This is a genomic window from Amycolatopsis sp. CA-161197 (genome assembly GCF_050942255.1).
Classification (GTDB): Bacteria; Actinomycetota; Actinomycetes; order Mycobacteriales; family Pseudonocardiaceae; genus Amycolatopsis.
Window position 1 is genome coordinate 9,243,836 of the sequence record NZ_CP192059.1, and the last position, 25,987, is coordinate 9,269,822.

General features: G+C 71.2%; 25 protein-coding genes and 3 pseudogenes. 14 read left to right on the forward strand and 14 right to left on the reverse strand.

All coding sequences use genetic code 11. The features are described 5' to 3' along the window. Nucleotides 1-29 precede the first annotated feature (29 nt). The gene (locus tag ACQPXB_RS43740; RefSeq protein WP_432847812.1) at nucleotides 30-611 is read left to right on the forward strand and encodes a class I SAM-dependent methyltransferase; all 582 of its coding nucleotides are present in this window, start codon (nucleotides 30-32) and stop codon (nucleotides 609-611) included. Here ACQPXB_RS43740 and ACQPXB_RS43745 read toward each other — a convergent pair. The 3 genes from ACQPXB_RS43745 to ACQPXB_RS43755 all read right to left on the reverse strand — a co-directional run bounded on the left by ACQPXB_RS43745 (nucleotide 595) and on the right by ACQPXB_RS43755 (nucleotide 3,208). Then, nucleotides 595-1,023 carry a hypothetical protein gene (locus ACQPXB_RS43745; RefSeq protein WP_432847814.1) on the reverse strand — a complete coding sequence of 143 codons (429 nt, stop codon included), beginning with the start codon at nucleotides 1,021-1,023 and terminating at the stop codon, nucleotides 595-597. The two genes, ACQPXB_RS43740 and ACQPXB_RS43745, sit on opposite strands and share 17 nt — an antisense overlap. Next, the gene (locus ACQPXB_RS43750; protein WP_432847816.1) at nucleotides 998-1,318 is read right to left on the reverse strand and encodes a hypothetical protein; all 321 of its coding nucleotides are present in this window, start codon (nucleotides 1,316-1,318) and stop codon (nucleotides 998-1,000) included. The genes ACQPXB_RS43745 and ACQPXB_RS43750 overlap by 26 nt, the downstream gene beginning before the upstream one ends. A 162-nt stretch (nucleotides 1,319-1,480) precedes the next feature. Then, entirely contained in the window at nucleotides 1,481-3,208 is a 1,728-nt protein-coding gene (locus ACQPXB_RS43755; RefSeq protein ID WP_432847818.1) for a serine/threonine-protein kinase, read from the reverse strand. Nucleotides 3,209-3,414: 206 nt separating this feature from the next. Between ACQPXB_RS43755 and ACQPXB_RS43760 the strand changes: the two genes are divergently transcribed. The 4 genes from ACQPXB_RS43760 (at nucleotide 3,415) to ACQPXB_RS43775 (ending at nucleotide 8,637) form a co-directional block, all read left to right on the forward strand. Continuing rightward, on the forward strand, nucleotides 3,415-5,289 hold the full coding sequence (locus ACQPXB_RS43760; RefSeq protein WP_386951331.1) for a propionyl-CoA synthetase: 1,875 nt from the start codon (nucleotides 3,415-3,417) through the stop codon (nucleotides 5,287-5,289). A gap of 46 nt (nucleotides 5,290-5,335) precedes the next feature. Further along, complete coding sequence (locus tag ACQPXB_RS43765; RefSeq protein ID WP_432847820.1) at nucleotides 5,336-6,118, forward strand: alpha/beta fold hydrolase; 783 nt, start codon at nucleotides 5,336-5,338, stop codon at nucleotides 6,116-6,118. A 23-nt stretch (nucleotides 6,119-6,141) separates the two neighbouring features. Further along, nucleotides 6,142-6,963, forward strand: a complete 822-nt coding sequence (locus ACQPXB_RS43770) for a helix-turn-helix domain-containing protein (RefSeq protein ID WP_432847822.1) — start codon at nucleotides 6,142-6,144, stop codon at nucleotides 6,961-6,963. 99 nt (nucleotides 6,964-7,062) lie between these two features. Continuing rightward, on the forward strand, nucleotides 7,063-8,637 hold the full coding sequence (locus ACQPXB_RS43775; protein WP_432847824.1) for a beta-N-acetylhexosaminidase: 1,575 nt from the start codon (nucleotides 7,063-7,065) through the stop codon (nucleotides 8,635-8,637). Nucleotides 8,638-8,687: 50 nt separating this feature from the next. On the opposite strand, the gene ACQPXB_RS43780 is transcribed toward ACQPXB_RS43775, so the two are convergent. Further along, entirely contained in the window at nucleotides 8,688-9,383 is a 696-nt protein-coding gene (locus ACQPXB_RS43780; RefSeq protein WP_366584639.1) for an MOSC domain-containing protein, read from the reverse strand. Nucleotides 9,384-9,572: 189 nt separating this feature from the next. Between ACQPXB_RS43780 and ACQPXB_RS43785 the strand changes: the two genes are divergently transcribed. Further along, nucleotides 9,573-10,718 carry a hypothetical protein gene (locus ACQPXB_RS43785; protein ID WP_366584641.1) on the forward strand — a complete coding sequence of 382 codons (1,146 nt, stop codon included), beginning with the start codon at nucleotides 9,573-9,575 and terminating at the stop codon, nucleotides 10,716-10,718. A 69-nt stretch (nucleotides 10,719-10,787) separates the two neighbouring features. Here the strand turns inward: ACQPXB_RS43785 and ACQPXB_RS43790 are convergent, their stop codons facing one another. Both ACQPXB_RS43790 and exaC read right to left on the reverse strand, forming a co-directional pair. Continuing rightward, a complete protein-coding gene (locus ACQPXB_RS43790) occupies nucleotides 10,788-11,162 on the reverse strand; it encodes a DUF779 domain-containing protein (RefSeq protein ID WP_386951315.1) in 375 nt (124 codons plus the stop codon). Next, nucleotides 11,162-12,684, reverse strand: a pseudogene (gene exaC / locus ACQPXB_RS43795) (acetaldehyde dehydrogenase ExaC). Before exaC ends, ACQPXB_RS43790 begins: the two are co-directional and overlap by 1 nt. 129 nt (nucleotides 12,685-12,813) lie before the next feature. Between exaC and ACQPXB_RS43800 the strand changes: the two are divergent. Further along, nucleotides 12,814-14,261: pseudogene (locus ACQPXB_RS43800) on the forward strand (GAF domain-containing protein). Between the two features lie 20 nt (nucleotides 14,262-14,281). On the opposite strand, the gene ACQPXB_RS43805 reads toward ACQPXB_RS43800, so the two are convergent. The 4 genes and pseudogenes from ACQPXB_RS43805 to ACQPXB_RS43820 form a co-directional block, all read right to left on the reverse strand. Further along, nucleotides 14,282-15,190 (reverse strand): NAD-dependent epimerase/dehydratase family protein, encoded by a 909-nt coding sequence (locus tag ACQPXB_RS43805; protein ID WP_432847826.1) that lies wholly within the window; start codon nucleotides 15,188-15,190, stop codon nucleotides 14,282-14,284. A 475-nt stretch (nucleotides 15,191-15,665) separates the two neighbouring features. Next, complete coding sequence (locus ACQPXB_RS43810) at nucleotides 15,666-15,992, reverse strand: PadR family transcriptional regulator (RefSeq protein WP_386951306.1); 327 nt, start codon at nucleotides 15,990-15,992, stop codon at nucleotides 15,666-15,668. 73 nt (nucleotides 15,993-16,065) lie between these two features. Beyond that, a pseudogene (locus ACQPXB_RS43815) lies at nucleotides 16,066-16,221 on the reverse strand (DNA-binding response regulator); the annotation flags it as partial. A 48-nt stretch (nucleotides 16,222-16,269) separates the two neighbouring features. Further along, entirely contained in the window at nucleotides 16,270-16,872 is a 603-nt protein-coding gene (locus ACQPXB_RS43820; protein ID WP_432847828.1) for a DinB family protein, read from the reverse strand. 226 nt (nucleotides 16,873-17,098) lie between these two features. On the opposite strand from ACQPXB_RS43820, the gene ACQPXB_RS43825 reads away from it, so the two are divergent. Both ACQPXB_RS43825 and ACQPXB_RS43830 read left to right on the forward strand, forming a co-directional pair. After that, nucleotides 17,099-17,884, forward strand: a complete 786-nt coding sequence (locus ACQPXB_RS43825; protein ID WP_432847830.1) for an SGNH/GDSL hydrolase family protein — start codon at nucleotides 17,099-17,101, stop codon at nucleotides 17,882-17,884. Continuing rightward, nucleotides 17,881-18,450, forward strand: a complete 570-nt coding sequence (locus tag ACQPXB_RS43830) for a TetR/AcrR family transcriptional regulator (protein ID WP_220244346.1) — start codon at nucleotides 17,881-17,883, stop codon at nucleotides 18,448-18,450. Before ACQPXB_RS43825 ends, ACQPXB_RS43830 begins: the two co-directional genes overlap by 4 nt. Nucleotides 18,451-18,589: 139 nt before the next feature. On the opposite strand, the gene ACQPXB_RS43835 is transcribed toward ACQPXB_RS43830, so the two are convergent. Beyond that, the gene (locus ACQPXB_RS43835; RefSeq protein ID WP_432847831.1) at nucleotides 18,590-20,053 is read right to left on the reverse strand and encodes a phytoene desaturase family protein; all 1,464 of its coding nucleotides are present in this window, start codon (nucleotides 20,051-20,053) and stop codon (nucleotides 18,590-18,592) included. A gap of 130 nt (nucleotides 20,054-20,183) precedes the next feature. Between ACQPXB_RS43835 and ACQPXB_RS43840 the strand changes: the two genes are divergently transcribed. From ACQPXB_RS43840 to ACQPXB_RS43850, 3 genes are all read left to right on the forward strand, one after another. Further along, nucleotides 20,184-20,912: a DUF2786 domain-containing protein gene (locus ACQPXB_RS43840; protein WP_432847833.1), complete on the forward strand. Its 729-nt coding sequence runs from the start codon at nucleotides 20,184-20,186 to the stop codon at nucleotides 20,910-20,912. Between the two features lie 138 nt (nucleotides 20,913-21,050). Further along, nucleotides 21,051-21,785 (forward strand): GNAT family N-acetyltransferase, encoded by a 735-nt coding sequence (locus ACQPXB_RS43845; RefSeq protein WP_366584828.1) that lies wholly within the window; start codon nucleotides 21,051-21,053, stop codon nucleotides 21,783-21,785. Nucleotides 21,786-21,932: 147 nt separating this feature from the next. Continuing rightward, on the forward strand, nucleotides 21,933-23,072 hold the full coding sequence (locus ACQPXB_RS43850; protein ID WP_432847835.1) for an adenosylhomocysteinase: 1,140 nt from the start codon (nucleotides 21,933-21,935) through the stop codon (nucleotides 23,070-23,072). Here the strand turns inward: ACQPXB_RS43850 and ACQPXB_RS43855 are convergent, their stop codons facing one another. Genes ACQPXB_RS43855 through ACQPXB_RS43865 form a run of 3 tightly spaced genes read right to left on the reverse strand, consistent with a single transcriptional unit; the run spans nucleotide 23,073 to nucleotide 24,411 of the window. Next, entirely contained in the window at nucleotides 23,073-23,450 is a 378-nt protein-coding gene (locus ACQPXB_RS43855; protein WP_432847837.1) for a VOC family protein, read from the reverse strand. Next, nucleotides 23,447-23,815 (reverse strand): SgcJ/EcaC family oxidoreductase, encoded by a 369-nt coding sequence (locus tag ACQPXB_RS43860; protein WP_432847839.1) that lies wholly within the window; start codon nucleotides 23,813-23,815, stop codon nucleotides 23,447-23,449. The genes ACQPXB_RS43855 and ACQPXB_RS43860 overlap by 4 nt, the downstream gene beginning before the upstream one ends. Beyond that, complete coding sequence (locus ACQPXB_RS43865; protein ID WP_432847841.1) at nucleotides 23,812-24,411, reverse strand: hypothetical protein; 600 nt, start codon at nucleotides 24,409-24,411, stop codon at nucleotides 23,812-23,814. The genes ACQPXB_RS43860 and ACQPXB_RS43865 overlap by 4 nt, the downstream gene beginning before the upstream one ends. 86 nt (nucleotides 24,412-24,497) lie before the next feature. On the opposite strand from ACQPXB_RS43865, the gene ACQPXB_RS43870 reads away from it, so the two are divergent. Both ACQPXB_RS43870 and ACQPXB_RS43875 read left to right on the forward strand, forming a co-directional pair. Then, nucleotides 24,498-25,463, forward strand: coding sequence for a LysR family transcriptional regulator (locus ACQPXB_RS43870; protein ID WP_432847843.1), 966 nt, complete (start codon nucleotides 24,498-24,500; stop codon nucleotides 25,461-25,463). Between the two features lie 33 nt (nucleotides 25,464-25,496). Continuing rightward, entirely contained in the window at nucleotides 25,497-25,985 is a 489-nt protein-coding gene (locus ACQPXB_RS43875) for a VOC family protein (RefSeq protein WP_432847844.1), read from the forward strand. The last annotated feature ends 2 nt before the right edge of the window (nucleotides 25,986-25,987 follow it).

Consider the following 25,987-nt stretch of genomic DNA (forward strand, 5'->3'; position numbering starts at 1 on the left):
CACGCGCGGCGATTTCTACCGTTTGAGGCATGCCCATGAACCTCATCCACCGCCGCCTCTGCTCCTCCGAGAAGTGGGCGTCGATGATCGCCCAGGTGCTCCCGCCATGGCTCGCGCAGTACGACCTCGGCGACGACGTCCTCGAAATCGGCCCCGGCTTCGGCGCCACGACGCGCGTGCTGCTGGACGCCGTGCCGCGGTTGACGTTGCTGGAAATCGACCCGGCTTCAGCTGGGTTGTTGCGCTCCGAGTTCGGCTCGCGCGCCGAGGTTGCCGAAGGCAGCGGCGCGGACATGCCCTTCGACGCGGGGCGCTTCTCGGCCGTCGTGTGCTTCACGATGCTGCACCACGTGCCTACGGCCGACCTGCAGGATTCGATCTTCTCGGAGGCGTTCCGCGTGTTGCGGCCCGGTGGGGTTTATTGCGGGACGGACAGCCAGCTGAGCTTCCGGTTCCGGCTGCTGCATCTGGGCGACACGATGAACGTGGTCGACGCTTCGACGCTGCCTGCGAGGCTGTCCGCCGCCGGGTTCGGAGAGGTGGACGTGAAGCACCGGCCGAAGGAGCGGCTGGAGTTTTCAGCGGTGAAGCCGGTCAGTACAGATCGTTGAACCGCCGATCCCACCAAGGTCCTGGCGGTGCGTGAGGGTCGGGGAAAGTCTTGCGGCGGATCTCCTCGTCGAGCCGATCGAGCAGCGCCTGGAGTGCCGCCCGGCTTCTGGCCGGAAGGGCGTGAAGGGCTCGGTCCAGGCTGATCCGGATATCGGGGTCGGCCCCGGCGCAGTGGGTGCACCCAGGAAACTCCGGGCGACGGTGTGCGATGCGGGCATAGCGCCGAAGGTTTTGCAGTGCTTTCTCCACTTCGCCCGGGATCAGCTCCGTTGCCTCGACGCGATGGATGTCGGCCAGCGTCCGCCGGGGCAGGCCGGCGATGGCGGAGAACGGGCGATTCTCGCGTGGCCGCACCGGCAGCCGGGCACGGACCGCCGCCGGTGGTCTACGCGCCATGACCACGCGCCCCACGGGGCCTGCGCCGCTGCCACCAAGGCCATTCGGGTGGGGCCGAGTAGTCGAGCACGGTCCGGCGGCGCAGTTCGGCGTCGAGCGGTCTGATCAGCGATCGCAGGGCTGCGCGACTGGGACTCGGCAGGGCTTGGAGGGCCGATTCCAGCGTCCAGCGGATCAGGTTCTCCCCGCAGAGGCAGTCGTCGACGCGGTGCACCTCGAGGCGCCAGGGGTTGTGGACGTGCCGTCGCAGCCCGCGGAGCGCGGCGGCGACGTCGCCGGGATGCAGCACCGTCGCTTCGACGCGGTGCACGTCGAGCAAAACCCAGCGGGGTAACCCGGGAATCGTGGAGAACCGGTGACACGGACGAAGTCGCACGGGCAACCCGGCCCGGACGGTGGCGGGCGGTCTACGCGCCATAGCCCTTTCGAGAAGTCGTCATGACGCGATCATCCCACCCGGCACCACCGAATTTCAGTGGTGCAGCCGCCGCGGCACGATCTGGGTGACCGGTCCGTCCGGAGACTTCCCGGCGCGAGACAGCCACCCCTCCACCTCACGCCGCACGGCGTTCAACGTCGGGCGCCGACGTGGTTCCGGGTCGAGCGAAGCGCCCAAGATCCGCGCGTGCGCCGAACGCATCGGCAACCGAGACACGGGTTCAGCCCGCGCCGCCGCCATCAAAGCCGCCATCGGCGTTTCGCGAGTCCCGCGCGGAGGCTGGCCGGTCAGCGCATAGCTGATGGTCGCCGCCAGTTGCCAGGCGTCCGAAGCCGGGCTGGCCTGCGCGCCCATCGCCTGTTCCGGGGCCACGAAGTCGGGCGTGCCGATCATCATGCCGGTGGCGGTCATCTTGGAGTCGCCCTGGCTGCGGGCGATGCCGAAGTCGATGAGGTGCGCCAGGCCGGCCGGGTCGAGGACGATGTTGGACGGCTTGATGTCGCGGTGCAGCACGCCCTTCTCGTGGGCGGCGACGAGCGCGCCCGCCATCGTGGACCAGAGACGGCCGGCGGCGACGTCGTCGAGGGGGCCCTGGCCGTCGACGACCTCGGCGAGCGGGCGGCCCTCCAGGTACTCCATGACCAGCGCGAGGCCGTCGGGCTCCTCGACCAGGTCGTACACCTTCACGCAGTTCGGGTGGTTCACCACGGCCAGCGCACGGGCCTCGCGCTGCATTCGCTCCGCGGTGTCGCGGTCGGGGGCGTGCGCGATCTTCAGCGCGACGGTGCGGTTGAGCTGCGTGTCGACCGCTTCCCAGACCGTGCCGAAACCACCGTGACCGAGCCGGCGGACGCGCCGATAACGACTCCCGCCCGCGCCGCGCGAGCCGGGCGGCGGCGGGACCGGGCCGGGAGCCGCGGCCAGCAACCCGGGCTCGGGTGCGGAAGCCAGCGCCGTGGCCGGGTAAGGCTTGTTCACCGGAGGCGGCGGAGGCGGCGGCAGCTGCGGACGTGGCGCGGCCTGCGAAACCGGCGGACGCTCCGGCTCCCGCCGCGGTTCCGGACGCGGCTCCGGCCGGTTGATCACCGACCACGGCGGCGGCCCGACCAGGCCCACCGGAATCAGCCCCAGCACGCTGAACGGCAGGAACCCGAGCCAGAAGTGCACGGCCGTGTTGGCCGTCATCCCGACGCTCGCCACCGCCATCACCACGAACGGGATCCAGAAGAACCGCGACGGCCACTTCGGCCCGCGCCGGAACGCCGTGCGCGCCTGCAGCATCACGAACAGCAGCGAGCCCACGGGCAGCACGATGAACGCGAGCAGGTAGAGACCGTAGGAGAGCTTGAGGCCGTTGTTGTAGAAGAGCGCCTCGAAGACGTTGGGGCCGCCGCCGAGGTACTTCGACTGCACGCCGACGAAGCAGTACGGCGAGTCGAGCGTCGACCGCGCGGCCGCGCCCAGCCCGCCGGTGCCGCCCGCGGCGACCGAGCGGAACGACTCGGAGATGCCGTTGGACAGCAGCCACGGCAGCACCAGCACGGTGACCACGCCGATCAACCCGAACACGGTGAGCGTCGTCGCGTCGTAGCGGTTGCCCGTGCCCTTGCGCACGATGGCCACCAGCAGCGCCCCCAGCGCGGGGAACAGCGCGACGAGCGCACCGGCTGTGGTCGTCGCCCAGACCCAGTCACCCGGGCAGAACCCCGGGCCGAACAGGGTGTGGGCGAACGAGAGCAGCGCGCTCGCGAATCCGCTCACCGCCTGGTTCCCCTCACTCTCCGTGGTCGCGTGATACCGCCACGCGGCCGAACTCCGTGGTCCAGCTTAGGACGCACGCCGCCTTCGCGGGGTTGCCGGGTCGGTGGGTCGTGACCGTGGTGAAACCTGCACGACACCCTTCCCAGGGCCATCATGAGTGACGGATCCGGCCGACCGGATCGAGTGACGCTGTCGAGGGAGACACCGTGGGCGCTTATTCCGAGACCTACCGGCGCAGCCTGGACGATCCCGAGGGGTTCTGGCTGGACGCGGCGAGGGCGATCGACTGGACGAAGCCACCGACGAAGGCCCTGGACGCCTCGCGCGAGCCCTTCTACCGCTGGTTCCCCGACGGGGAGCTGAACACCGCGTACAACGCGCTCGACCGGCACGCCGACAGCGGCCGCGGCGGGCAGCCCGCGTTGATCTGGGACTCGCCGGTCACCGGGCAGAAGCGGCGCTACACCTACGCCGAGCTGCGGGACGAGGTGGCGGTGTTCGCGGGGGCGCTCAAGGCGCTCGGGGTGACGCAGGGCGACCGCGTGATCCTGTACCTGCCGATGATCCCCGAGGCCGTCGTCGCGATGCTCGCGTGTGCGCGGATCGGGGCGGTGCACTCGGTGGTGTTCGGCGGCTTCGCGCCGAAGGAGCTCGCCGCGCGCATCGAGGACGCGAAGCCCAAGCTCGTGCTGGCCGCGTCGTGCGGGATCGAGCCGACGCGGGTGGTGGAGTACAAGCCGATCATCGACGCGGCGCTGGAGCTGACCGAGCACCAGCCGGACCACGTCGTGGTGTTCCAGCGCGAGCGGGCGCCCGCGGAGTTGTCGGGCACGGACCTGGACTGGGTGGACCTCGTCGAGACCGCGCAGCCGGCCGACCCCGTGCCGGTGAAGGCGACGGACCCGCTCTACATCCTCTACACGTCCGGCACCACCGGGAAGCCGAAGGGCGTGGTGCGCGACGCGGGCGGCCACGCCGTCGCGCTGGCCTGGTCGATGGGCGCGATCTACGACATTCACGCGGGCGACACGTGGTGGACGGCGTCCGACGTCGGGTGGGTCGTCGGGCACTCCTACATCGTCTACGCGCCGCTGCTGATCGGGGCGACGACCGTCCTGTACGAAGGCAAGCCCGTCGGCACGCCCGACGCCGGCGCGTTCTGGCGCGTGATCGCCGAGCACGGCGTGGAAGCGCTGTTCACCGCGCCGACGGCCTTGCGCGCGGTGAAAAAGATCGACCCGGGCGCGGCGGAGCTCAAGAAGTACGACCTGGCCAAGTTCCGCACGCTCTTCATGGCCGGCGAGCGCCTCGACCCCGAGACCTACCACTGGGCGAGCGACATCCTCGGCACGCCGGTGATCGACCACTGGTGGCAGACGGAAACCGGCTGGGCGATCGCCGCCAACCCGCGCGGCCTGGAGCCGATGCCGGTGAAGGCCGGGTCGGCGACGAAACCCGTGCCGGGCTGGGACGTGCGCGTGCTCGACCAGGGCGGCGACGAGCTGCCGGCGGGCCGCGAAGGCGCGATCGTGATCAAGCTGCCGCTGCCGCCCGGCTCGCTGCCCACGCTGTGGGGCGACGACGAGCGCTACCGCGAGGCCTACCTGTCGCGTTTCCCCGGCTACTACCTCACCGGCGACTCCGGCTACTTCGACGAAGACGGCTACCTCTTCGTGATGGGCCGCACCGACGACGTGATCAACGTGGCCGGACACCGCCTGTCGACGGGGTCGATGGAGGCCGCGCTCGCGTCGCACCCGGCCGTGGCGGAGTGCGCGGTGATCGGCGTGGCCGACGAGCTCAAAGGTCAGGTGCCACGCGGGTTCGTGGTGCTGAAGGCGGGCGTGGACGTCGACGAGGGCCAGTTGCGCGACGAGCTCGTGGCCGTGGTGCGCCGCGACGTCGGGCCGGTGGCGGCGTTCCGCGACGTCGACGTGGTCGAGGCGCTGCCGAAGACGCGTTCGGGGAAGATCCTGCGCAAGACCATGCGCGGGATCGCCGACGGGCGCGAAGAGCCGGTGCCGTCGACGATCGAGGACCCGGGCGTGCTCGACGCGTTGCGCGCGGTCCTGCGGCGCTGACATTTCTCCAAGACGGGCGGCGGTGCGCGGGCGCATCGTCGCCGGTATGAACGACTACCTCCACGTGGTCCAGGACGGCCCGGCCGGCGCGCCGCCGTTGCTGCTCATCCACGGCTCGGGAGCCACGAGCGGCTCCTGGAGCGAGGTGGTGCCGGCGTTGGCCGAGCGCCACCACGTCATCCGCGTCGACCTGCCCGGGTGCGGTCGGTCGACGCCGCCGCCGTCGTTCGCCGTGCCGCGGCAGGCGAGCCGGGTGGCGGCGGTGCTCGACGAGCTGGGCCTGGCCCACGTCGTCGTGGCCGGGCATTCGAGCGGCGGCTACGTCGCCACCTCGCTGGCCGAACAGCGGCCGGACCTGGTGGGCTCGCTCGCGTTGGTCAGCACCGGCCCGCGGCTCGACGCGCTCCTGCCGCAGCCGCTGATCCTGCGGCTGCTGCTGGCTCCGCCGTTCGGGCCGCTGCTGTGGCGGAGGCGGTCGGACACGGTGATCCGGCGCGGGATCGGGGCGACGATGGCCCGGCCCGTGCCCATCCCGGACGACATGGTCACCGAGCTTCGCGGGACGACCTACCGCGCGTTCCGGCAGGTGCTGCACCACAACGGCGCGTACCTCGCCGAGCGGAGCGTGCCCGAGCGGCTGGCGGCGCTCGACGTGCCGGCGCTGGTGGTGTTCGGCGCGGCGGACCCGCGGTGGGACCCGTCGTCGGCGCACGACTACGACGCCGTCGCGCGCGTCGAGTACCTGCCGGGAGTCGGGCACGTGCCGCTCGTCGAGGAGCCCGCGAAGACCGGCGAGCTGCTGCTGTCCTTCGCGGCTACCCGTCTGTGACCCGCGCCGCCTAGCGTGGTCACGTGCAGGCCTTCGACTGGACAGGCGTCGACATCGCGGTCCCGCCGCGACGTCTGCCGGGCGTCCGCATGGCCGGGTTCCGGCAGGCGGTGCCCGCGCCCGTCGACATCGCGATGGTGGCGCACCCGGCCGTCACGGTCCTGGTGGACCTCAGCGACGGCCTCGGTTACGAGGCTTTCGGACGGCGTGGGCGAGGCAGCGTCGTCGTCGGGCTGTGTCCGGGCGAGCTGCGCGCCGCCGGCCGGATCGGGGAATGCCTGCAGATCCGGCTGGAACCGGCCGTGGCCGCGGCGGTGCTCGGGGAGACGCTGAGCGGGGCGGTGTCGCTGGAGGACGTCGTAGGCCGCGACGCCGCGCGTTGGGAAGACCGGCTGCGTGCGGCGGTGTCGTGGGACGACCGGTTCGCGCTCGCGGCCGAGCTGCTGAGGCAGCGGCTCGGGTCCCGCCGCGTCGATCCGGAAGTGGCGCAGAGCTGGCGGCGGACGTTGGCGGCTCGGGGGCTGGCGCGCGTCGAGGGGCTGGCGGACGAGGTCGGGTGGAGCCGCAACCGGCTGTGGGCGCGATTCCGGACGCAACTGGGCATCACGCCGAAACGCGCTGCTCGCCTGGTGCGGTTCGATCATGCCGCGCACCTGCTGGCGGCGGGGCGGGCGCCGGCCGAGGTCGCCGTGGCGAGCGGGTTCGCGGACCAGTCGCACCTGCACCACGAGGTGCGGGCGTTTTCGGGACTGACGCCCGCGGCCGTCGCGGTGGCGCCGTGGCTGGCGATCGACGACGTCGCGTGGCCGGAACCGAACCGCGGCGGTGGGCGACAGGGCAGGTAACTGAGCCGCGGGCGATCCTTTCGGCTGTTGTCCGCGGACTGCCTAGTGGTCTATACCTCTTAGGGTCTGTCTTCTCCTCTCCCCGACCGGAGGTAGTCCGTGAGGAAGAGCTTGTCCAGAGCCGTGCTGGGGGCGACCGTGCTGAGCCTCGCGGCGCTCGGCCTGCCGGCGTCGGCGACGGCCGCGACCGCCGCGCCCGAACGCAGCGTCACCGACATCGTCCCGCTGCCCGTGCAGGCCAAGGCCGACCCGAAGGCGAACTTCACGCTGTCGCCGCTCACCGTGATCCGCGCGGGCAAGGGCACGAACCAGGTGGCCGACTACCTGCGCGGCCTGCTGCGCCCCGCCACCGGCTATCCGCTTCCCGTCGTGCCCGTGAACGCCGGCCTGCCGGCCATCTCGCTCGACCTGGGCCACGCCGACAGCCGCGTCGGCTCCGAGGGTTACCAGCTGTCCGTGGCGAAGACGGGCGTGACGCTGAAGGCCAACACCACCGACGGCCTGTTCGAGGGCGTGCAGTCGTTGCGGCAGCTGCTGCCTTCGGCGATCGAGGCGAAGAGCGTGCAGTTCCGCAAGTGGACGATCGCGGGCGGCACGGTGCTCGACTACCCGCGCTTCGGCACGCGCGGCGCGATGCTCGACGTCGCACGGCACTTCTTCAACCCGGCGCAGGTGAAGACCTACATCGACCAGCTGGCGCAGTACAAGATCAACACGCTGCACCTGCACCTGGCCGACGACCAGGGCTGGCGCATCGAGATCAAGAGCTGGCCGCGCCTGGCGACCGAAGGCGGCAAGGGCGCCGCGTACGGCGACCCCGGCGGCTACTACACCCAGGCGCAGTACAAGGACATCGTCGCCTACGCGGCGTCGCGGCACATCACGATCGTGCCGGAGATCGACATGCCGGGTCACACGAACGCGGCCCAGTCGGTGTACGCGGAGCTCAACTGCGACGGCGTCGCGGTCCCGCCGCGCACCGACACGGAGGTCGGCTACAGCTCGCTGTGCATCGACTCGCCGACGACGTACAAGTTCGTGGAAGACGTGATCCGCGAGCTGGCCGCCATCACGCCCGGCAAGTACCTCGGCATCGGCGGCGACGAGGCGCACTCGACGTCCGACCCGGACTACAAAGCCTTCTACGCCAAGGTGAACCCGCTCGTCGCGAAGTACGGCAAGCTCATCACGGGCTGGCACGAGATCGCGAAGTCGGACCTGCCGGCCACGGCGATGCCGGAGTACTGGGACCAGGGCGGCGCGAACCCCGACCTCGCCGCGTTCGCCGCGCGCGGCGGCAAGGTGCTGATGGCGCCGTCGAACCACGCGTACCTCGACATGAAGTACACCGAGGACACGCCGCTGGGCCAGGACTGGGCCGGCCTGGTGGAGGTCAAGGACTCCTACGACTGGGATCCCGCGACGCTCGTGCCGGGCGTCGGCGAGAGCTCCGTCTCCGGCGTCGAGGCTCCACTGTGGACGGAGACCATCCGCACGAACGACAACATCGAGTACATGGCGTTCCCGCGCCTGCCGGGCCTGGCCGAGATCGGCTGGTCGCAGCAGTCCGGACGCGACTGGGACACCTACCGCGTCCGGCTGGCGAAGCAGGCGCCGCGCTGGGTCGCGCAGGGGATCGGCTTCTACCGTTCGCCGCAGGTGGACTGGAAGTAGTTTCTTCGACGAAGGCCCCTTCCCTGGATTCTTCGGGGAAGGGGCCCTTTTCAGCCCGCGTTGCGCAGCCGCCAGCGCTCGACCGACGAGCGGATGCCCCCGGAGTACGACGGCGAAAGCGCGGGCGTCGCCAGGATCTTCTCCGCGCGTTCGACTCCCGCTTGCGCGATGCGCGGCTCGAGCTGCGCGAAGTTGGCGAAGGCGATCAGGTGCACCTCGGCCACGGTCGGTGCCTGCGCGTCGGACTCGACCACGCGCACGGCCCCGGACGTCGGCACGCGACCCGGCCGAAGCACCCGCAGGTACCAGCCGCACCGCCCGGAGTCGATGAGCGCCGGCACGACGTCCTTGCGGCCCGTCCGCATGGCCAGCTTGAAACACGGCTGCCGCGGCTGCGACACCTGCAACCGCGCGTCACCCCACTCCCAGACGTCGCCGATGCGCACTCGGGACTCGTCCGCCCCGCTCACCGCGAGGTTCTCCCCGAACGCCCCGAGCTCCATGTCGAACCCGTCGGCCGCCCACGCGGCGTAGTGCTGCGCGGGGTAGACGTAGACCGCCTTGTCGACCCCGCCGTGCACGCTCAGGTCGGCCTGCTCGTCGCCGTCGAGGTTCAGCCGCGTGAGCTCCAGCTCGGCTGCGGCCACCCGGTCCTTGACGATCGCGCTGAGCACCGGCCGCTCGCGCCGCTGCCCGAGCACGGCGGGCCGTCCGACGAAAACACCGGCGAGTTCGAGTGTGGTCACGGTTCGGAAGCTAGCATGCGCGTCGCCGCAGGTCAGGTGCTTTTGTCCGCCTCCGGAGCCGGTCCCGGCCGACTGCTCCGATCGGTGGGTTCAGCCGGGTGATGGCGACACGGGCCCCTTGATCTTGATCGAGGGGACCTTCGGGTGTGGCCTGGAGCACTACCGCACGCCGAAAGGACGGTTTCGACGATGAGACTGTGGCGCCGGGATCGCGCCTCCCGGGCTTCGCGACGCTCCGGCGACGACATCGCTTCACTGATGCCCTACGGCCCGCATTCGTCTGTGCGCGTCCGCAACGAGGCGGTCGAGCGGGGCGCCGCGGGGTGGGACGTCGCGTATTGCTGCTTCACCGATCCCGAAGAGGCGACGCGGTGTCACGCCGCGTGGCAGCGGCACGCTCCCACGCTGAAGAGCACGCTCCTCCACGGTCGCCGCAGCGCGTGTGAGCCGGACGTCGAGGGCTCTTACCTCCACGAGGACGGAACGTGGCACACCGGGCAGCCCGCCGAGATCATCGCGCTGATGGCCGAGCTGGCTCCGCCGAGCGCCGAGGAACTGGCGGCTCGCCACGCCCAGGAGGCCGAGCAGGCCCTCGAAACCGTACGGGCGGAGAAGGCCGCGTGGGAAGCGCGGCAGCCGAAGGAGATCGTGCTGGCGGAAGCGGGGGACGATGCCCCGATCCCCCACCACGACAAGTTCGTCAAGGCCACGCGGATGACCGTCGGCGGGCAGCCCGTCGACCGGGTGAAGTTCCACTTCGCCGAGTTCACCGGCGACGAGCCGGAGCCCATCGCGCCCGAGCCCGGCAGCAGCGACACCGAACGGCATCGCCTCGTCCACGACGAGTTCGCAGTGGCCCGCACCTTGTGGGCGAAGGCGGTCTACCGGCGGGAGGCCACGCCGGTGCTGCGCGCCGCCGCGTCCGCCTGGCCCGAGGTCGCCGAGGCCTTCGCCCGGATCGGCCGGGCCTGGTCGGACCTCGACGACCCGCCGCACGGCTGGGAAGCCGCGGTCAAGTGCCTGCTCGACGCGCACGACCACGCGCGGCCCATCGTGGAGAACTGGGAGCACCTCCACGCCCGGAAACTGGCCACCGTCGGCGCCGAGCTCACCTACAGCCCCGGTGAGCTGGCCGAGCTGCGCACCCAGCTGAGTGTCGAGCTGGGGATCGACACCATCGAGGAGTGGCACATCGGCCGGGTCGAGGACGGCACCCCCGATCCGCTCCACGCCGACATCCGGGACGGGGCGAGCGTGCAGCTCGAATCCCTCATCCAGCCCCAGCGCGACCGGCTCGCCCTGATCGCCGACGTCGCGGGGCGGCTCACGGCGTGAGCAAACGCTTGCGGCCCGGTTCCCGCCGTCGTGGCCGGGACCCGGGCCGCACGCGACCCCTCCGCTGTTTCAGCCGTTCAGCGCCGCCGACTCCTCGTCGCTGAAGAGGCGGGACCTGATCAGGAACCGCACGCCCTCCGGCGCCTCCAGGGAGAACCCGCTGCCGCGGCCCGGGACGACGTCGATGGTGAGGTGCGTGTGCTTCCAGTACTCGAACTGCGGGCCCGACATCCAGACCGGCACGGCGTCGATGCCGTCGACGGCGAGGTCGCCCAGGTGCACGTCGCGCTCGCCGACCTTGAACTCGCCGAGCGGGTAGCACATCGGGGCGCTGCCGTCGCAGCAGCCGCCGGACTGGTGGAACATCACCGGGCCGTGGACGGCCACCAGCTTGCGCAGGAGGTCGGCCGAAGACTCGGTGAGGTCCACCCGGGACACGTCCATCAGAAGAATCCCAGCGCCTGGTCGGAGTACGACACGAGCATGTTCTTCGTCTGCTGGTAGTGGTCGAGCATCATCTTGTGGTTCTCACGGCCGATGCCCGAGGCCTTGTACCCGCCGAACGCCGCGTGCGCGGGGTAGGCGTGGTAGTTGTTCACCCACACGCGCCCGGCCTGGATGTCACGGCCCGCGCGGTAGGCGGTGTTGCCGTCGCGCGACCAGACGCCGGCGCCGAGGCCGTAGAGGGTGTCGTTGGCGATCTTGAGCGCGTCGGCGTAGTCGTCGAACTTCGTCACGGCCAGGACCGGGCCGAAGATCTCCTCCTGGAAGATGCGCTCTTGTTGTCGCCCTCGAACACCGTCGGCTGCACGTAGTAGCCGCCGGAGAACTCGCCGCCGAGGTCGGCCTTGTCGCCACCGGTGAGGACCTTCGCGCCCTCCTGCTTGCCGATGTCGATGTAGGACATGATCTTCTCGAACTGGTCGTTCGAGGCCTGCGCGCCCACCTGCGTCTCGGTGTCTAGCGGGTTGCCCTGGCGGATCTTCTTCACGCGCTCCACGGCGTCGCCGAGGAAGCTGTCGTAGATGCCGCTCTGGATCAGCGCGCGTGACGGGCAGGTGCAGACCTCGCCCTGGTTCAGCGCGAAGAGCGTGAAGCCCTCCTGCGCCTTGTCGTAGAACGCGTCATTCTGCGCGGCGACGTCGTCGAAGAAGATGTTCGGGCTCTTGCCGCCCAGCTCGACGGTCACCGGGATGATGTTCTCGCTGGCGTACTGCAGGATCAGCCGGCCGGTGGTCGTTTCACCGGTGAAGGCGACCTTGCGCACGCGGTTGCTCGACGCCAGCGGCTTGCCGGCCTCGACCCCGAAGCCGTTGACGATGTTGAGCACGCCCGGCGGGATCAGGTCGCCGATGATCGACATCAGCAGGTGGATCGACGCGGGCGTCTGCTCGGCGGGCTTGAGCACGATCGCGTTGCCGGCGGCGAGCGCGGGCGCGAGCTTCCAGACCGCCATCAGGATCGGGAAGTTCCACGGGATGATCTGGCCGACGACACCCAGCGGCTCGTGGAAGTGGTACGCCACGGTGTTCTCGTCGATCTGCGAGATCCCGCCCTCCTGGGCGCGCAGCGCACCGGCGAAGTAGCGGAAGTGGTCGATCGCGAGCGGGATGTCGGCGGCGAGCGTCTCGCGTACGGCCTTGCCGTTCTCCCACGCCTCGGCGACCGCGATCTTCTCGAGGTTCTGCTCCATCCGGTCGGCGATCTTGAGCAGGATGCCCGAGCGTTCCTCGACCGAGGTGCGGCCCCAGGCCGGTGCGGCGCCCTGGGCCGCGTCGAGGGCCTTGTCGATGTCGGCCGCGGTCCCGCGCGCGATCTCCGTGAAGGTCTTCCCGGTGATCGGCGTCGGGTTCTCGAAGTACTGCCCGCCGGCCGGGGCGACGTACTCGCCGCCGATGTAGTGGTCGTAGCGGGTTTCGTAGTCGACGACGGCGCCGTCGGTGTTCGGTGCGGCGTAAACGGCCATCTTTCCTGCCTCGTTGCTCTCCAGTGGCGGACGGGCGCCGAACGTAGGCCGCGCGACGTTGCACGGACGTTGCAGCCGTGTGAGCTGGGTCTCTACGCTGGTGTGGTGGCGGAGCCGCCCGAAGCCAACTTGCTGCGCGATCCGGAGGCGTACGCGCGGCTATTGGAGGACGTCCACTCGGCAGTGCTCTCGGGCGTTCCCGCGCCGCGGTCGCCACGCTCAGTGGTCTCAGCCTCGTGGCGGCGCTCCCTGGCGGCCCACGTCGACCCCGATTCGGGTGAGGCGCCGCTGATCTGCGAGCCGTCGGAAGTCACCGATCTGCGCGCCGAGCACCCGCTCGCGCCCGTGCTGCCGTTGCTGCGCCAGACACTCGTGAGCATCGCCGACGACGCCGAGCACATGATGATCGTGACCGACGCCGACGGTCTGGTCCTGTGGCGCGAGGGGCCACCGGTGTGCTGCTGCGCGCGGACCGCGTGGCGCTGACCGAGGGCACGCGGTGGACCGAGGAGGCGATCGGGACCAACGCGATGGGCACTACGCTCGCGACCGGCCAGCCCGTGCAGATCTACTCCGCCGAGCACCTCGTGCGCCGCTACCACGCGTGGACGTGCGCGGCGGCGCCCGTGCGCGACCCGGAGACGGGCGAGCTGCTCGGGTCGATCGACGTGTCCGGGCCGCTGCGGACGGTGCACCCGGCGATGCTCGCGCTCGTCACGGCCAGTGCGCAGCTCGCTGAAGGTCAGCTGCGCGCGCAGCTGGCGGTGCGCGACGAGAAGATGCGCCGCGCGAACATGCGCCACCTCGACGCGCTGCGCGGCCGCCCGGGCGCGCTGCTGTCGGCGGGCGGGCGTGTGCTGGCGGCCGAGTCGTGCACGCTTCCGTCCACAGTGGAGGTTCGCCGGGGCGGCGGCACGGTGACGCTGCCGGACGGCCGCATCGCGGTTGTCGACCCGCTCGACGACGGGTTCCTCCTGCGCCTGGCCACATCCGGCCCGACGCACCGCCGCCGGCTCACGCTGGAGTACCTCACCGACGCCGCCGGCTCCACGACCCTCGACGGCCGCGAAATCCCGTTCACCCTGCGCCACTCCGAGCTGCTCACGTTGCTCGCCCTGCACCCGCGCGGGTTGTCCGCCGAGCGGCTCGCCCTGCAGCTCTACGGCGAAAACGGCAACCCGGTCACCGTCCGCGCGGAAATCCACCGCCTGCGCACGCAGCTCGGCACGGGTGTCGTGCAGACGCGGCCCTACCGCCTCGCCACCGACGTCGACGCCGACTTCCTCCGCACCCGCGCCGCCCTGCGCCGCGGCGACGCCCGTGAGGCCACCCGCACGTTCCGCGGCCCGCTGCTGCCGGAGTCGGAGGCCCCGGCGATCCTGGAGGAACGCGAGTCCCTCACGGCGCAGGTCCGGCAGGTCTCCCTCAACAGCACCGACCCGGACACGCTCTGGTCCTTCTGGGAAACCTCTTGCGGCGCCGATGACCTCGAAGTGCTCGACACCCTGTGCGCGGCCTTGGACCCGGCGGATCCCCGGCTGGCGGTGGCGCGGACGCACCGGTCGCGGCTGAGCTGAGCCCCAGTTTCCTTGTGCGGTCAGGCTTTCGCGGTCTCGCGGATGGCTTCGTCGACGGAGCGGTGGACGGGTGGCTCGACGAACAGCTCGCGCAGGAACAGCCCGTCGAGGTGCTCGATGGTGAGGCCGGGCTGCTTGCCGGTGAGGCCGTTCACGCGACCGCCGAGGCGGAACATCGCGCGGACGACGCCGGCGGGCAAGGTGCGGACCGGCCGAGGCTTTCCGGCGGCGCCGGCCATACGGGTGAGCATGTCCGTCCAGCGCAGGTTTTCCTCGACCACGGGGAGGTCGGCGCCCGAGCCGTCCTCGAGGGCGTCGACGGTCACGATGCCGACGCCCCGCGCGCTCGTCGCCGCGCTGCCGCCCCGGGGCGCGAACAGCGGAGCCGACGACCGCACCCACTTCACCACCGGCACCGACCACTCGGGCACCCGCCCCGGCGCGACGCCGAACACGTAGGGCACCTCGATGATCGCCACCGGCAGATCCGGCCCGGCCGTCTCGCGGGCGAGCTTCGCCTGCTCGATCCGGCTGCGCACGTACGGGTGCTTCGCCGCCAGGCCCCACTCGGGGTGCACGCGGTCGAAATACGTGTAGTACGACGCCAGCACCGCCGCCCGCGTGCACCCGGCCTCGCGCGCCGCCTTCAGCAGCGCCACCACCGGCGCGACGTTGCCCGCGTGCAACCGCGGCGCGACCGGTCCCTTGTCGACCCTCCGGTCGTCACTGCCGCCCGCGAACACCACCCCGTCGTGGCCGGCGAGGAGCTCGCGCAGGGCGTCTTCCGAGGCCGTCGTGACGTCGAGGAGTCGGTCAACGCCTGCGCGCGCCGTGCGGGCCACCGTGGTCGCCTCGTGCCCGCGCAGCCTCAGCTGCTCCAGCACGTGGTGTCCCAGCAATCCGCTTCCACCCACCACCAGGATCTTCATGGCGAAGATCATTGCGGACGGGCCCGGCCCGGTCCAGCGGCCTTCACCCCACCCTCACGCCCGACCGCGGCGCCCACACGGACACCAGCACCGCCACGGCTAGCACCACCACACCCTCGATCAACGCCGCGGCCGCCACCCCACCGGACCCGCTCCGGCAGCAAGACGTACCTTGCTGGCTGTTTCGCCTGGGAGCACTGGAATTCCGATGTCTCGTGCCGGACCATGCCGACCGAAGCCAGGCAACCCAGCGGACCCGCCGTCAGCGAACCCGCGCGGCCATCACCCGCCGGCCCGGCACGGTCGAACCTGCCCACGCCGTCGGCGGCCATTTCGCCCCGCCGCAAAAGGGTTTCCGGCCGAACCGACCTCGACCAGCCCCAGTTCGCCCACCAGGAAATGTCCTCCGCCCAGCGTGCCCGGTATCACCGCGGCAGTAGCCGCCGGGTGGCTCGGGCACCGTCACGAACGTGGTTCACGCGTGTCTTGCCTGCCAGCCGCGGAGGCGGGCCGTTGCAGCCTGGGCGTTGGCGTGTTGGCGGGCGGCCTCTGCGGCGACGGCGTCGGCGCCGGAGCGGGTCAGGCGGTAGTAGCGGCGCAGCCTGCCCTGCTGGACCTCTTCGCGGTCGTGCTCCACGAGGCCCTCCGCGGTGAGGCGGTCGAGGGCGCCGTAGAGCGTGCCGACCTTGAGCTTCACGCGGCCCTCTGACAGGTCCGCGACTTCGCCGACGATGCCGTAGCCGTGGCGCGGCTCGCCGACCAGCGCGGTGAGGATGAAGAAGACCTGCTCGGACATCGCCATGCCACCAACGTATCGCCGAACGATATATCTCGGCAAACCCACCCGAGTGAACCCCAAGCCGACCGGCACCGGGTCACAGCCAGCCGTTGTCCTCGGCGAGCCGGGCGGCTTCCGCGCGGGTGCGGGCCCGGGTCTTGCCGATCGCCGCGGACAGGTGGTTGCGGCCGGTGCCTTCGGACAGACCCACGGCCTCGGCGATGTCAGCGGCGACACGGAGCACGTCAGCTTCGCCGCCGGGCCGGTCAGTGATGTCCTGCCCGGACGAACCCACTCGCCGTTACGGCTGAAGGCCGTGATGGGGCTTGGCGACGACTGCTGCGGCGGCTTGCTCGATCTGGATGCGCCGGACTTCCCAGAACGCCGCGTCGCGCTGCCGGGTGGCGTAGTCGGCGGCCGTGCCGGTCGAGCCGTCCAGTTGTTCGCGCAGGATGTCGGCGTGTCCGGCGTGCCGGCTGGTCTCGGCGAGCAGGTGGACCAGAACGTTGAACAGCATCACCTGCGGTCGCGGCCACCAGGGCACGTGACCAGGCGAATCGATGTCCAGAGCCGCGATCGTCGCGTCGGAGTGCGCCCAGACGCGTCGGTAGCGGCCGATGATCTCCTCACGCGTCTCGAGCTCGGTGGCCCACATGTCAGCGCCGCGTTGCCCGAGGTCGTCCCATCGGGGCAGGGGTTCGGCGAACGGCCGGTCGAAGACTTCGCCGAAGTACCGGGATTCCGAGAGCGCCAGGTGCTTGACCAGCCCAAGAAGGTTGGTTCCGGTCTGGGTCAGGGGGCGGCGGATCTCGTACTCACCCAGCCCTTCGAGCTTCCAGAGCATCACCTCGCGGAGCTCTCGCAGATCGCTGTGCAAGTACTCCTTCGCGACATCATCGATCATGACGCGAGCCTGTCACGCACCGAGTCAAGTGCCTCGGCGGCGCCGAACGCCTGGTCTCTGACCTGCCGGTTGCATTGGCACCCCGCCTCACGGCCCCGGCAAGGTCCGGACACCGACGACTTCAGCCGGACAGGACACCGTGAAGAAGTGAACCTCACGTAGACACCGTCTACTAGAGTTTGATAGACAGTGTCTACAAGGTGAACCACGGGTTACGGAGATCGACATGGGCTTTCAGAAATTCGTCGCCGTCGGCGACAGCTGCGCCGAAGGGCTCGACGATCCGTACCCGGACCACAGCCAGTACCGGGGCTGGGCGGACTTCGTCGCGGGCCGGCTGGCGCGGGACGAGCCCGAGTTCCGCTACGCCAACCTCGCGGTGCGCGGCCGGCGGCTCGACCAGATCATCGTCGAGCAGCTGCCCGCCGCCGAGCGGCACGAGCCCGACCTGATCGCCCTGTTCGGCGGCGGCAACGACGTGATGAGCGGCGGCTGGAACGCCCGCACGGTCGCGCGCCGCGTCGACGCCGCGATCCGCCGGTGCACGCACATCGCGCCCACCGTGGTCACCTTCACCTTGAGCGACATCGCCCACCGCATGCCCTTCGGCGCCCGCATGCACCCGCGCGTGACCGCCCTCAACGACGCCATCTGCGAAGCGTCGGTGAGCTACGGCGCCAAGCTCGTGGACCTGTGGCCCGACCACGCCGCCCACGACTCGCGCTACTTCGGCCCCGACCGCCTGCACCTGTCCGAGGCGGGCCACCTGCGCGTGGCCGGCCACGTGCTCGACCGCCTCCACATCGGCCACGACAACGGCTGGCTCCAGCCACTCCCCGGCTTCCCCGCGCGCCCGAGCCTGCGCGCGGACCTGCAGTGGTTCTGGCAGGAGGTCGTGCCGGTCGCCGTCACTCGCCTGCACAACCGCCTGATCGGCCGCTCGCCCGGCGACGGCTTTTTCCCCAAGCGCCCCGACCTGCTGCCCGTCGCGTTCTCCGAAGCGCAGCTATGAGCGCCCGCCAGCGGCTGATCACCACCGCGGAGACCCTGCTCGCCGACGAAGGCGTGGACGCCGTGACGTTGCGGGGCATCGCGAAAGCCGCCGGCGTCTCCCACGGTGCGCCGCTGCGGCACTTCTCCGGCCGCGCCGAGCTGCTGTCGGCCGTCGCGACGCTCGGCTTCGCGCAGCTGCTCGAACGCGGTGCGAAGCTGCCCGAGGGCAACCCGCGCGAGCGCGTGACGGCCGCCTGCCACGCGTACGTGGCCTTCGCCCTGGCCAACCCCGCGATGTTCGAGCTCATGTTCCGCCGCGACCTCATCGACCCGGCCGAACCCGGGCTCGTGGCCGCGAGCAGCGCCGTCTTCGACTACTTCGCCGACCTGGTGCGTCTCGACCGCGAAGCCGCGCACGACGACCGGCTCAAGCCGGGGACCGACCCGCGGCTCGTCGCCGCTTCACTGTGGGCGGCGCTGCACGGGCTCGCGCAGCTGTGGCTGTGGGGCGGCCTGGCGGGCGCCAGCTTCGCCCCGTCGCCGGAATCGGCCCTCGCGGTGACGCTCGACGCGTACCTGGGCTGACGCTCGGCGAGGGCAGGGCAACGCCGAATGGGTGGCCGTTTCGCTATCCGGACGAACCGCCAACCGTACGCGCCTACCGCGCTGGTGGTAGGCGGTTCTCCGCCGGTGTACCGGGGTGGGTGACCGCCCGCGCGGCTGATCACCAGCCGGCGGGCAGCGCGAGGCCGAATTCGCGCCGCAGCGCGGTTTTCGCGGCGTGCAGGCCGGCCATGCCGTGCACGCCCGGGCCCGGCGGGGTCGCGCTGGAGCACAGGTAGACGCCACGCAACGGGGTCGTGTGGGGATTCCAGCGGACGACCGGGCGGGCGAGCAGCTGCCGCAGCGTCACGGCAGCGCCGGAGATGTCGCCGCCGACGTAGTTCGCGTTGTAGCTCTCCAGCTCGGCCGCGGGAATCGCGCGTGACGCGAGGATCGTGTCGCTGAAGCCGGGAGCGAAACGTTCGATGCGACGACGGACGACATCGGTGGCGTCGAGCGGGTCCCCGTTGGGCACGTGGGCATAGGCCCAGATCGGCTGCTTGTGCGGAAGTCCGCGCGAGGGATCGGCGGCCATCGGCTGGGCGAGCAGCACGTACGGCTCCTCGGCGCGCCGCCCGCCGGCCACAGTGTTCTCACCCGCGCGGACCTGCGCGGCCGTCCCTCCGATGTGGACGGTCGCGGCCTTCGCCAGCTCCGGCTCGCGCCACGGAATCGGCTCCGACACGAGGAAGTCGACCTTCGCCGCCCCCGGTCCGTAACGCACGTTCTCGAGCGCGCGACGGTAGCCGGGTGGCGCGAAGGGTCCCGCGAGTTCGAGCAGGCCACGCGGACTGACATCGAGCAGCACGGCACGCGTTTTCGTGAACTCCCGCAGGTCCGTCACCCGGCTGGAGGTGTGGACCCGGCCGCCGTGCGCGACGAAATCGGCGGCGAGCACGTCGGTGAGCACCTGCGTGCCGCCACGCGGAACCGGCCAGCCACCGGCGTGCGCGAGGTGCCCGAGCAGCAGAGCCGTACCGCCGCCGACCAGCGACGGCAGCGGGCCCATCGGGTGCGCGGCCACGCCGGCGAGCAGCGCGGGGGCTTCGGGGCCGCGGAACAGGATCTCGTCGACGCCGGTGCCGAGCGCGAGGATCCGCGGCACGAGCAGGGCGGCGATGGACGGCCGCGGTGGACGTCGCAGGTCACCCAGCAGCAGATCGACGATCTCGGCGGTGTGCTCGACGAGCGGCCCCATCAGGCGGCGCCAGCGCTCGCCGTCGGCGCCGAGGCGGTCGCAGGTGCGGTCGAGGTCCGCGTACGCGAGGCCGGTGCGCCGCTCGTCGACGGGGTGCCCGTACGCGACTTCGGGCCGGCACAGCTCGACGCCGTGCGCGGCGAGGTCGAAGCCCTGGAAGAACGGCGAAGCGACGGCCATCGGGTGCACGGCCGAGCAGACGTCGTGGACCACGTCGGCGTCGAACAGCCGCGCCGAGCGCGCGCCCCCGCCGAGCTCCGCCGCGGTTTCGTGCAGGTCGACCGCGAGACCGGCGCGGGCGAGCAGCACGGCGGCGGCCAGGCCGTTGGGGCCGGAGCCGACGACCACGGCGTCCGGCACGTCAGGAGAATCCCCGGACGAATCCACTCACGGATCGTATCGACACGCGGGCACCCTGCCACGCGTCCGAACACCTGATCGAATATTGTCGTACCCCGCGCCTACCTTGGACCCCACGCCGGCCCGCCCGGGCCCGGCCCAGCAGGAGAGGGGGATCATGCCCGCCCACGACACGCAGCTGGAGCGCATCCGCAAGCTGCTCGCCAAGGCCGAAGACCCGGCGGTGACCGCGGAAGAAGCCGAGCTGTACAACACGAAGGCGGCCGAGCTGATCGCCCGGTACGGCATCGACAACGCGATGCTCGCCGCCGCCGGGCAGGGCTCGGACGACATCACCGTGCTGAAGATCCCCATCGAAAACCCGTACAGCCGCGACAAGGCGAGCCTGCTCACGAACATCGCGTACCCGTTGCGCTGCCGCACGTTGCTGCACCGCGTGGGCCAAGGCGTGGACGCGGTCACGGTGTTCGGCTTCAAATCCGATCTCGGGCGCGTGGAGCTGCTGTTCACGAGCCTGCTGCTGCAGGCGAGCACCCAGCTCACCCGCGTGCGGCCCGACGACCAGGTGTTCCGCGAGTCGCTCGCCGCGTACCGCCGCACGTGGCTGCACGGCTTCGCGCGCGCCGTCCACGATCGGCTGGTGCGGGCCGAGGACACGGCGGCGCGCGAGCACCCGGGGTCGGGCGGGCAGTCGGCGGAGCTGGTGGTGCGCGACCGGAACACGCTCGTGCAGAGTGCGTTCGACCGCGAGTACGGCGACCTGCGCGCGGCCGCGCCGCGCCGGCTCTCCGGTTCGGGGTACCGCGAAGGCCATCAGGCGGGCACGCGCGCCACACTCGACCCGGCCGCGCTGGCCCGGCGCAGGCAGGCCCTGCCGGTGCGATGACGAATTCTGGGGCTGTCCCGAGGATTCACGGTTTACCCTGCGAGCCATGAACGTTGCCGGTCACCTCGTCCCTCGCCCGGAGCCGCCCTCGGCTTCCGGCGGGAGAAGCGGTGCCCGGTCGTGAGCGGCGAGCCGGCCGTGCGCGTCGAGGACCTCGCGACGCGTCCGGACCTGCGGCGGCCCGCGCTGGAACTGGGCGTGGTCGGCGGGGAGTTCCTGGCGCACGACGTGATCGGCGACCTCGCCGCGTCGGTGCGGTTGGCTGCGCGCTGGCCGGAGTTCTTCCTGGTGCTGCTGGAAGACGACGTGCCGGTGGCCCGCGCGGCGGCGATCCCCGTGGCGTTCCCGACGGAAGAGCGCACCGAGCTGCCCGACCACGGCTGGGACGGTGCGCTGCTGTGGGCCGCGCAGGACGTGATGGACGATCGCGAGCCGACCACGCTGGTGGCGCTGGAGGTCAACGTCGCCGAGCGCGCTCGGGGCCAGGGCGTCGCGGCGCTGGCGCTCACGGAGCTGAAGAACCGGGCCCGGCGCGCGGGGCTGTCGCGGCTCGTGGTTCCGGTGCGGCCGACGGGCAAGGCCGACCACGCCGTCGAGTCCATTGTGGACTACGTCGCCCGGCGGGACGAGCAGGGCCGGCCGGCGGATCCGTGGCTGCGCAACCACGAACGGCTGGGCGCGCGGCTGGTGAAGATCGCGCCGTTCGCGATGACCGTCACGGGCACGTTGGACCAGTGGGAAGAGTGGACCGGCGTGCGGCCCGGCGACGGCCTCACGACCGTGCCCGGCGGGATCGCGCCCGTGCTGGGATCGGTGGCGCAGGACCTCGGGGTGTACGTGGAGCCGAACGTGTGGCTGGAGCACCCGCTCTGACCTCGGCTATCGTGGTGATGTGTGCACTCGTCGGCAGGAGCTCGTGACGCCGATCTTCGGCGACCACTCCTATCGGTGTGACTTCTACGGCTGACGACGTCGTCCGTCCCCGTTCGAACGTCACCACAACCGAAGAGGAACACCGTCATGCCCGAAACCCATCCCGCCACGGCCTGGGCGCTCAAGCACATGCCGCTCACCGCGCAGGCGGTCGCCGAACTGACCCCGGTGCTCGCCGGCAAGCGGCTGGCGATGTGCCTGCACGTGGAGCCGAAGACCGCCGCGCTCGTGACGCTGCTCGTGCGCGCCGGCGTCGACGTGCGGCTCACCGGCTCGCCCGGCACCACCCACGACGACGTCGCCGACGCGCTCGCGGAGCTGGGCGTCGCCGTGTTCACCCGCCGCGGCGACGGCGAGGCCGAGCACGCCCGCAACATCGAACGAGTGCTGGAAGTCGAGCCCGACCTCACGCTGGACAACGGCGGCGACCTCACCGTTTCGCTCCTCGGCTCCGGTACTCCGGCGGGTTATCTCGGCGGCACCGAGGAGACCACCACGGGTGGAATCCGGCTGCGTGAAACGAAAGCACGGCTCGGCAAGCCCGTGGTCGTGATCAACGACTCGCGGCTGAAGCTCCTGGTGGAGAACGAGTTCGGCGTCGGGCAGAGCGTGGTGCAGGGCTTCCTCAACGCCACCAACCTCATGGTGCCCGGGATGCGGGCCGCGGTGCTCGGATACGGGCCGTGCGGCAAGGGCGTCGCCGACACGTTGAGCCGGCTCGGCGCGCGTGTTTCGGTCTGCGACACCGACCCGATGCGCGCCCTGGAGGCGATCCTCAACGGCCACAGCGTCGGCTCCGCCGCCGAGGTGGTCGCCGACGCGCAGCTGGTCTTCACCGCCACCGGCCACCCGGGGGTGCTGGGTGCGGCCGAGCTCGCGGCGTTGCGCGACGGCGCGGTGCTCGCCGGCGTCGGGCACTTCGCGTGGGAGATCGACCGGGCGGCGCTCGCCGAGAAGACCGTCCGCACCGTCGAGTACGGCGCGCCCTCGCGACGCACGGGCCACGTCCTCGACGACGGCCGTGAGATCGTGCTGCTCGACCAGGGCCGGATGCTCAACCTCACGGCCGCCAACGGGAACTCCATCCAGGCCATGGACCTCGGCCTCACGCTGCAGGCCCGCAGCCTCGCCGCGGTCGCCGCGGGCGGGCTGGCCGACGAGGTGCAGCCCGTGCCCGCGGACGTGGAGCACCGCATCGCGACCGACCTCGTGGCCGCGTTGCGGTAGCTACTCCTCGAGGCCCGGCGGCAGGAAACCGTGTTCGGACAGGTCGAACCAGTTGCCTTCCGGGTCGATCGCGCGGTACTCCGCGAACGGGCGGTCCCCGCCGCGCAGCACCGGCCGGGGAACGCCCGCTTCGGCGAGCTGCTCGGCGATCGGCGGGATTTCCGAGACCTGGAAACCGAAGTGGTTGAAGCCGGTGGCGACGTCGCCGTCGAGCTGCTGCTGGATCAGCGCCAGGTTGAGGTAGCCGTCGGTCACGAAGTGGCTGCCGTCGGGGTCGGTGTGGAACAGCTCCATGCCGAACTGCTCGCAGTAGAAGGCGGCCATGCGCTTCGCGTCCTGCACGACCAAGGCGAGGTGACGCAGGCGGGGGCGGGTCATGCGGTGGGTCCCTTCGGGATCATGTTGTGGAAAGCGGCGATCGTCGGCTCGCCGTCGTGGCGGACCACGGCTTGCGCGTGCGACACCACGCCGGCGGGCCCGATCTCCGACGTCGCGTGCACGAGCGAAAGCGCCGGCGACAGGGGGCGGATCAACGTGACTTCGGCGGACAACGTCGTGCCGCGGTAGGCCGTGGCGAACAGCTGGGCGTGGCCTGTTTCCACGGCTTCGCGGCCGACGAGTGCTTCGCCGCGCACGTTGACGAAGTCGACGTCGGACGCGAAGACGGAGGCGAACTGCGTTGCGTCGCCGTTTGCCCAGCCGTCGGTCATCGTCTGCCAGAGAGCGCGAATCGACTCGTTCACGCCGTCACCATCCCCACGCGCAGTGGCAGCGATTCGCAGTCGCCGTTCCACGCGGCCAGCGAGTAGTAGAAGTCGCCGTGCTGGCGTTCGAGGTAACACACGACGTTGAGCGGCCAGCCCGCGCTGCGGAAGACGTACGCGTCCATGGGCGTCGGGCGTTCGCTCAGCGGGCGGCCGCGTTCGCATTCGGGCCCGAGGCGGTGCCAGTCGGGGTGCAGGTGGACGGACCCGAGCACGTCCAGACCACGCGCGTCGGCTTCGCGGGTGATGCGCAGCAGATCGGCCGGATCCAGCCACCACGCGCGCACCGAATTCTCATACGCGGAGCCGAATTTCGGCACGATCGTGGTCGTGAATTCCTCACGCGCGCTCGGGTCGGTGACGCGCGCGTTGCGGCCGAACGCGAGGTCCGAGACGATCAGCGCGTCGTCGGCGAAGGTGCCCAGCAGCACGGCGAAACACGGTCTCGGTTCCTCGGGCGTGATGAACGCGTATTCGATGGCCGCCGCGTCGAGGAACCGCTGCAGCACGTCGTCGGAGAACAGGACGGGAAGCGTCGTTTTCCCGATGAGCGGAACCGGGACCAGAGATGTCACGCCGGGCACCGTAACCAGGCACGATGCGGTGTGGCCATGATCATCACGGGATCGGCCCTATTGCATCCGGCGATAATGTTTTCCCCATGCGCCTGGAAATCCGGCACCTCGAGCTCGTGGTCGCGATCGCCGAGGCCGGCAGCCTGCGCAGGGCCGCGGGCCGCCTGCACCTCACGCAGCCGGCGGTGACCACGCAGCTCAAACGGATCGAGCAGTTCCTCGGCGGGCCGCTGTTCGTCCGTTCGGCCGAAGGCGTGCTGCCCACCCACACCGGCACGGAACTGGTGCGCGACGCGCAGAAAGTGCTGCACGGCTTCGACGCCCTGCAACGCGCCGCGCGCCTCAACGCACAACACGAAGCGGGCGCGCCCGTTCGCGTCGGCGGGATTCCGGCGCAGCAGTTCAGCCTCCTGGTGAACGCGTTGACGACCATGCTGCCCCGGCGCGAGGTCACCAGCCGCACAATCCGCGAAACGGGTGCGCTGACGGCCTTGCTGCGCTCAGGTGAGCTGGACGTCGCCGTGATGCGCGCGTTCCCGGGCTTCCCCCTGATCCCGCCCGACGGCGTCGAACACCGCCTGCTGCTGCGGGAACCGTTTTTCATCGGCGTCGCGGAAGACCACGCCCTGGCCGCGCGCGGCGAGGTCGCGCTCGCCGAATTGGCCGACGAACGCTGGGTGATGCCTGACCCCGACGACAGCGGAATGAACGAGTTCTTCGCCCGCACCTGCGCGTCGGCCGGGTTCGACCAGCGCATCACGCACCTGACCAACGAGGCGCACGTCGCGTTCGCCCTGACCGCCGAGGGCCGCGCGATCTGCCTGCTCTACCCCATCGGCACCGACCGCACGGGCATCTCGACGGTGTCGCTGACCGGCACCCCGCTCTACCGCGAGCTCGTCCTCGCGTGGCGCACCGACTCCCCGATCGCTTCACTGGTGGACGAGATGTGTGCCAAGATCGAGGCCAGGTACCTCGCGCTGGTCGAGGACTCGCGCTTCTACCGGAAGTGGTGGCACGACGGCGGTTCCGCGTTCGCGCTGCCACTCTGAAGTTGCCGTTGTCGTTGCCATGAAGGAGTCACCATGCCGATCCGAGGCCTGAACCACGCCGTCCTCTGGGTCCGCGACGCCGCCCGCAGCAGCGCCTTCTACGTCGACGTCCTGGGCTTCCGCGCGGTGCACACCTCGGACCGCGCCGTCTTCCTCCAGGCCCCCGACTCCCACAACGACCACGACCTGGGCCTCTTCACCCTCCCGGACGCCGCCGCGGCCCCCGCCGGTTCCGTCGGCCTGTACCACCTCGCCTGGGAAGTCCCCACCCTCGCCGACCTCCAGACCTACCTCGGCGCCCTGCAGACCGCCGGCGCCCTCGTCGGCTCCACCGACCACGGCACCACGAAAGCCCTCTACGCCAAAGACCCGGACGGCCTGGAGTTCGAGATCTGCTGGCTGGTCCCCCAGTCCCGGATCACGCCCGCCGACCGCGCCCACAACGGCCCCCTCGACCTCACCACGGACATCACCCGCTTCGGCGCCGACACACCTGGTGAATCGGCTCGTATCCCGGCCTGAGT

Coding starts and splice junctions, on each gene's coding strand:
- ACQPXB_RS43740 (WP_432847812.1), top strand. CDS start 30: ATGCCCATGAACCTCATCCACCGCCGCCTCTGCTCCTCCGAGAAGTGG.
- ACQPXB_RS43765 (WP_432847820.1), top strand. CDS start 5,336: ATGAACGACTACCTCCACGTGGTCCAGGACGGCCCGGCCGGCGCGCCG.
- ACQPXB_RS43785 (WP_366584641.1), top strand. CDS start 9,573: ATGAGACTGTGGCGCCGGGATCGCGCCTCCCGGGCTTCGCGACGCTCC.
- ACQPXB_RS43790 (WP_386951315.1), bottom strand. CDS start 11,162: ATGGACGTGTCCCGGGTGGACCTCACCGAGTCTTCGGCCGACCTCCTG.
- ACQPXB_RS43805 (WP_432847826.1), bottom strand. CDS start 15,190: ATGAAGATCCTGGTGGTGGGTGGAAGCGGATTGCTGGGACACCACGTG.
- ACQPXB_RS43810 (WP_386951306.1), bottom strand. CDS start 15,992: ATGGCGATGTCCGAGCAGGTCTTCTTCATCCTCACCGCGCTGGTCGGC.
- ACQPXB_RS43820 (WP_432847828.1), bottom strand. CDS start 16,872: ATGATCGATGATGTCGCGAAGGAGTACTTGCACAGCGATCTGCGAGAG.
- ACQPXB_RS43825 (WP_432847830.1), top strand. CDS start 17,099: ATGGGCTTTCAGAAATTCGTCGCCGTCGGCGACAGCTGCGCCGAAGGG.
- ACQPXB_RS43830 (WP_220244346.1), top strand. CDS start 17,881: ATGAGCGCCCGCCAGCGGCTGATCACCACCGCGGAGACCCTGCTCGCC.
- ACQPXB_RS43840 (WP_432847833.1), top strand. CDS start 20,184: ATGCCCGCCCACGACACGCAGCTGGAGCGCATCCGCAAGCTGCTCGCC.
- ACQPXB_RS43850 (WP_432847835.1), top strand. CDS start 21,933: ATGCCCGAAACCCATCCCGCCACGGCCTGGGCGCTCAAGCACATGCCG.
- ACQPXB_RS43855 (WP_432847837.1), bottom strand. CDS start 23,450: ATGACCCGCCCCCGCCTGCGTCACCTCGCCTTGGTCGTGCAGGACGCG.
- ACQPXB_RS43870 (WP_432847843.1), top strand. CDS start 24,498: ATGCGCCTGGAAATCCGGCACCTCGAGCTCGTGGTCGCGATCGCCGAG.
- ACQPXB_RS43875 (WP_432847844.1), top strand. CDS start 25,497: ATGCCGATCCGAGGCCTGAACCACGCCGTCCTCTGGGTCCGCGACGCC.